Annotated in this window: 5 protein-coding genes; all 5 read left to right on the forward strand. The window is 66.4% G+C overall.

From position 1 onward, the window contains the following. Positions 1-325, forward strand: a 325-nt coding sequence (locus tag BGN95_RS16320; RefSeq protein ID WP_286773348.1) for a glycine cleavage T C-terminal barrel domain-containing protein, incomplete at its 5' end; no start/stop codon positions are given. 4 nt (positions 326-329) lie between these two features. Beyond that, positions 330-1,577 (forward strand): aromatic ring-hydroxylating oxygenase subunit alpha, encoded by a 1,248-nt coding sequence (locus BGN95_RS16325; RefSeq protein ID WP_286773349.1) that lies wholly within the window; start codon positions 330-332, stop codon positions 1,575-1,577. Next, positions 1,577-2,830, forward strand: a complete 1,254-nt coding sequence (locus tag BGN95_RS16330; protein ID WP_265312403.1) for a sarcosine oxidase subunit beta family protein — start codon at positions 1,577-1,579, stop codon at positions 2,828-2,830. Before BGN95_RS16325 ends, BGN95_RS16330 begins: the two co-directional genes overlap by 1 nt. A 214-nt stretch (positions 2,831-3,044) precedes the next feature. Further along, complete coding sequence (locus tag BGN95_RS16335) at positions 3,045-3,317, forward strand: sarcosine oxidase subunit delta (protein WP_286773350.1); 273 nt, start codon at positions 3,045-3,047, stop codon at positions 3,315-3,317. Further along, positions 3,314-5,719: 2Fe-2S iron-sulfur cluster-binding protein (locus BGN95_RS16340; RefSeq protein ID WP_286773351.1), on the forward strand; the 2,406-nt coding region annotated here is incomplete at its 3' end. The genes BGN95_RS16335 and BGN95_RS16340, both read left to right, overlap by 4 nt.

The following is a 5,719-nucleotide window of genomic DNA, read 5'->3' on the forward strand; positions in this document are numbered from 1 at the left end:
GCCCGACTTTATCGGCCGCGCGGGGCTGCTCGCGCGCAAGGAGGCGGGGCTGAAGTGGCAATTCGTGACGCTGGAGGTGGATGGCGTGACCGACGCCGATGCGCGCGGGTCGGAGCCGATCCAGCGCGACGGCGAACTGATCGGTCGCGCCACCTCGGGCGGTTATGGCTGGCGGACGGGCAAGTCGCTCGCGCTGGCGATGGTCGCGCCGCAACATGCTACGCCGGGGACCGAGATGGAGATCGTCATTCTCGGCCAGCCGCATCGCGCGGTGGTGATCGCGGATTCGCCCTTCGATCCAGAGAACAATGCGTTGCGGAGCTGACGCGATGACCCGATTTGCCGCGATCGCCGATTTGCTGAAGCAGGACCGCCCCGGCTTCTCGCTGCCGCAGCAGCTCTATGTCGGCGAGGAAGCCTATCATTTCGATGCCGAGGTGATGCTGAAATCGGTGTGGCTCTATGCCTGCACCGTCGCGCATGTGAAGAACCCGGGCGATTTCTATCTGTTTGAGCTGGGCGAGACCTCGGCGATCATCGTGCGCGGGCGCGACGGCGAGGTGCGCGCGTTCCACAATACCTGCACGCATCGCGGCGCGAAACTGTGCGACGCGCGGACCGGGCACGTGCCGCGCATCATGTGTCCCTATCACCAGTGGACCTTCGGGCTCGACGGAAAATTGCTCGCCGCGCGCAACATGCCGCCCGAATTCGAGAAATCGGCCTATGGCCTGCGCCCGCTCGCGCTGGAGAATATCGGCGGGCTGATCTTCGTCTGCTTCGCCGAAAATCCACCGCCGATTGATCGGGCGAAGGCCGATATTGCCGAGCAGATCGCGCTCTACGACCTCAGCCGCCTCAAGGTCGCGGTGCAGGACGATCTGATCGAGCCGGCCAATTGGAAGCTGGTGATGGAGAATAATCGCGAGTGTTATCACTGCGATGTCAGCCATCCCGAATTGCTCAAATCGCTTTCCACCTATGGCTTCGGCAAAGGCCTGCCGGAGGATGGCGAGGCCGATGTGGTCGACGACGCGAAGTTCGACGCAATGCTCGAGGAACAGCGCCAGCGTTGGGAAGAACTAGGCTTTTACCGTGATTTGGTGGAGTTTCCTGACGGCTGGTGGCATCGTGTCGCGCGGTTGCCGCTGGCGCATGGCGCGGTGTCGCAGACGCTCGACGGCAAGGTCGCCTCGCAGAAATTGATCTGGCCGCACGGCGAGGAGCCGACCAGCCTGTCGATCTGGACCCAGCCCAATTCGTGGCACCATTTCTGCTGCGATCATGTCGTGACCTTCTCGCTCGTGCCCTTGGGACCCGACAAGACTTTGCTGCGGACGAGCTGGCTGGTGCATGAGGATGCGGTCGAAGGGGTCGATTACGATCCCGACAATCTCGCCGCGGTGTGGCGCGCGACCAACAAGCAGGACAGCAAGCTCGCCAGCCTCAACCACGCCGGAATCCGCGGCGACGGCTACCGCCAGGGGATGTATTCGGTCGAGGAGAAACTGGTCGACGCGTTCAAGACATTCTACGTCGAGCGCGGCGTCGCGGCGCTCGCGGTGCAGGGGGCGTGATGCGGCGCTTTTCAGCCTTCAGCCTGTTCGCCGAGGCGCTGCGCGGGCATCAGGACTGGCCCGAGCATTGGCCCGACAAACCGCCCAAATCGAGCTATGACGCGATCATCGTCGGCGCGGGCGGGCACGGGCTCGGCGCGGCTTATTATCTCGCCAGCCGCTACGGCATCCGCAATGTCGCGGTGATCGAAAAGGGCTGGCTTGGCGGCGGCAATACCGGGCGCAACACCACGATCATCCGCTCCAACTATCTCTACGACGAAAGCGCGCACCTCTACGATCACGCCGTCAAATTGTGGGACGGGCTGAGCCAGGAGCTCAATTTCAACGTCATGTATTCGAAGCGCGGGGTGCTGATGCTCGCGCATAACGTGCATGACGTGCAGAGCTTCAAGCGCCATATCCACGCCAACCGGCTGAACGGCGTCGACAATGAATGGCTGAGCGCGGAGGAATGCCGCGAATATTGCCCGCCGCTCGATATCTCGCCTAATGCGCGGCACCCCGTGCTCGGCGGCGCGCTGCAGCGGCGCGGCGGGACCGCGCGGCACGACAGCGTCGCCTGGGGCTATGCCCGCGCCGCCGCGGCCCTGGGGGTCGATATCATCCAGAATTGCGCGGTCACCGGGATCAGACGCGGTGTTGACGGCGCGGTACAAGGCGTTGAAACCGAACGTGGTTTTATCGCAGCAAAGAAGATCGGCGTCTCGGCGGCGGGCAGCAGCTCGCTGGTGATGAAGATGGCGGGGCTCGAATTCCCGCTCGAAAGCTATCCGCTGCAGGCGCTCGTGTCGGAGCCGGTCAAGCCGATCTTCCCCTGCGTCGTGATGTCGAACAGCGTCCACGCCTATATCAGCCAGTCCGACAAGGGCGAATTGGTGATCGGCGCGGGGACCGACCAATATACCAGCTATTCGCAGCGCGGCGCGCTCCACATCATCGAGCATAATCTGGCGGCGATCTGCGAGATCTTTCCGATCTTCACGCGGATGCGGATGCTCAGGAACTGGGGCGGGATCGTCGACGTGACGCCGGATCGCTCGCCGATCCTCGGCAAGACCCCGGTGCCGGGGCTGTACGTCAATTGCGGCTGGGGCACCGGCGGGTTCAAGGCGACCCCGGGGGCGGGGGATCTGCTCGCCTATACGATCGCGCATGATGCGCCGCACGCGATCAACGCGCCGTTCAACCTCGATCGCTTCCGCAACGGCGCGCTGATCGACGAGGCCGCCGCCGCGGCGGTCGCGCATTGAGCGGCGGGATGCCTGTCTCCTCCCTTGGTCGCCCCGGCCCCTTCGACCGCCTGCAAGGCAGGCGCTCGGGGCAGGCTTTGCCGGGGTCCGTTGTGCCTCGCAATGCTGCGGCCAGAGCCTCTTGTCCTGCGCCTGCCTCCCGATGGACCTCGGCTCAAGGCCGGGGTGACGGGGCGGTTGTGGCGCGCGCGCGATATCTCGAAACGGACCAACGATGCTGCTGATCCATTGCCCTTATTGCGACGAGGACCGCGCCGAGGTGGAATTCGTCTATGGCGGCGAGGCGCATATCGCGCGCCCGCTCGATCCGTCGGCGCTCGATGACACGCAATGGGAAAGCTATCTCTATCTGCGCCGCAACCCGCGCGGCCGGCATCATGAGCGCTGGCGGCATACCCACGGCTGCGGTCGCTTCTTCAACGCGGTGCGCGATACGGTGAGCGACGTGATCGAAACGACCTACAAGGCCGGCGAGGCGCGGCGGTGAGCGGCTATCGGTTGCCCGCGGGAGGGCGGATCGATCGCAGCCGGGCGATCGCCTTCACCTTCGACCGGCGCGGCTATCGCGGGTTTGAGGGAGACAGTCTCGCCTCGGCGCTGGTGGCGAGCGGGGTCACTTTGTTCGGGCGGTCGTTCAAATATCACCGCCCGCGCGGGCTGCTCGCGGCAGGGGTGGAGGAGCCCAATGCGCTCGTCACGGTGACGCGCGGGACGGGGCGAACGACGCCGAACCTGCGCGCGCCGTCGGTGCCGCTGCATGGCGGGCTCGTCGCCGAAAGCCAGAACCGTTATCCCTCGCTCGGCTTCGACCTCGGCGCGATCAACGACCGGCTCGGCGCCTTTTTCCCGGCCGGTTTCTACAACAAGACCTTCATGTGGCCGCGCTCCGCGTGGGAGAAATTATACGAGCCGGCGATCCGGCGGATGGCGGGGCTCGGCGAAAGCCCCACGACGCGCGACGCCGATCATTATGCCGCGACTTACGCGCATTGCGAGACGCTGGTGGTCGGTGGCGGCCCGGCCGGCATCGACGCCGCGTTGACGGCGGCAGAGGCCGGCGGCCGGGTGATCCTGATCGACGAAGGCGAGGAAGTCGGTGGCGGCGCGCTCGCCGATCCGGGACAATGGGCGTGGCTGGCGGACGCGCTGGCGCGGCTCGCGGCGATGCCCAATGTGCGCATCCTGTCGCGCACCACGGCGTTCGGTTTCTATCACCAGAATTTCATCGGCGCGGTCGAGCGGTTGACCGATCATCTCGCGCCCACCGACGCCAACGGCGCGCGCGAGCGGCTGTGGCGGATCCGCGCGGGCGAGGTCGTGCTGGCGCAGGGCGCGATCGAGCGGCCGCTGGTGTTCGACGGCAACGACGTTCCCGGCGTGATGCTCGCCGGGGCGGCGCGGACCTTGGCGCTGCGCTACGGCGTCGCGGTCGGGCGGCGCGTGGTGGTAATGGCGGTCCACGACAGCGGCTGGCGCGACGCGCTGGCGCTGGCCGAAGCGGGGGTGGTGATCGCAGCGATCGTCGATCTGCGCGAGACGGTCGATGCGGCATTGCTCGCTGCGGCGAAGGCGGCGGGGATCGCCTGTCATCTCGGCTATGCGGTGACCGGGGTGACGGGGCGCAAGGCGGTCAGCGGCGTGACGATCGCGCCGGGCGGCACCGGTGCCGCGCAACGCATCGCGTGCGACGCCTTGCTGATGGCGGGCGGCTGGACGCCGAGCGTCCATCTATGGAGTCAGGCGCGCGGTCCGCTACGATGGGATGATAGCTCGGGCGCCTATCTTCCTGATAAATCAATTGAACGGGTGCGCTGCGTCGGCGCGTGCAGCGGCGATTGGGATTTCGGCGGCGGCGTGGCGGTCGCGGCGCTGCCCTCGGCCAAACCGGCGCATCAGCAGAAGGCATTCGTCGATTACCAGAATGACGTGAAGTCGCGCGATATCGAGCTCGCGGTACGCGAAGGCTATCGTTCCATCGAGCATATCAAGCGCTACACCACCAACGGTATGGCGACCGACCAGGGCAAGACCTCGAACCTCAACGGCCTGCGCATCGCCTCCGAGGCGCTGGCGCGGCCGGTGACCGAGGTCGGGCTTACCACCTTCCGCCCGCCCTATACTCCGCAGACCTTCGGCGCGCTGATCGGGCATCACAAGGACGCCTTGTTCCAGCCGCTGCGCAAGACCGCGATCGACGATTGGGCGGCGACGAACGGCGCGGTGTTCGAGAATGTCGCGCAATGGCGCCGCGCGCGTTACTTCCCGCAGGGCGGCGAGGATATGCACGCCGCGGTGGCGCGCGAATGTCGCGCGGTGCGCGATGGCGTGGGGATGTTCGACGCCTCAACCCTCGGCAAGATCGAGGTGGTCGGCCCCGATGCCGCCGAATTCCTCAACCGCATGTACACCAACCCGTGGAAATCGCTCCAGCCGGGCCGCTGCCGCTATGGCCTGCTGCTACGCGAGGACGGGTTCATCACCGATGACGGCGTCGCGGGGCGGATGGCCGAGGATCGTTTCCACGTCACCACCACCACCGGGGGCGCGGCGCGCGTGCTGGCGATGATGGAGGATTATCTCCAGACCGAATGGAGCGACCTCGACGTCTGGCTGACCAGCACGACCGAACATTGGGGGGTGATCGCGGTACAGGGCCCGCGCGCGCGCGACGTGATCGCGCCGCTGGTCGAGGGGATCGACCTTTCGCCCGACGCCTTCCCGCATATGGCGGTGCGCGAGGGGCGTATCTGCGGCGCCCCGACGCGGCTGTTCCGGGTGAGCTTCACCGGCGAATTGGGTTTTGAAATCAATGTCCCGGCAGGTGATGCTCGCATGGTGTGGCAGGCGGTTCACGCCGCCGGGCAGCGTTTCGGCATCACCCCCTACGGC

Source organism: Sphingomonas sp. 66-10, assembly GCF_001897045.1.
GTDB classification, from domain to species: domain Bacteria; phylum Pseudomonadota; class Alphaproteobacteria; order Sphingomonadales; family Sphingomonadaceae; genus Sphingomonas; species Sphingomonas lycopersici.

Bases quoted from the DNA above. Each gene is read 5' to 3' on its own strand.
- BGN95_RS16330 (WP_265312403.1), top strand. From the start codon at position 1,577: ATGCGGCGCTTTTCAGCCTTCAGCCTGTTCGCCGAGGCGCTGCGCGGG.
- BGN95_RS16335 (WP_286773350.1), top strand. From the start codon at position 3,045: ATGCTGCTGATCCATTGCCCTTATTGCGACGAGGACCGCGCCGAGGTG.
- BGN95_RS16325 (WP_286773349.1), top strand. From the start codon at position 330: ATGACCCGATTTGCCGCGATCGCCGATTTGCTGAAGCAGGACCGCCCC.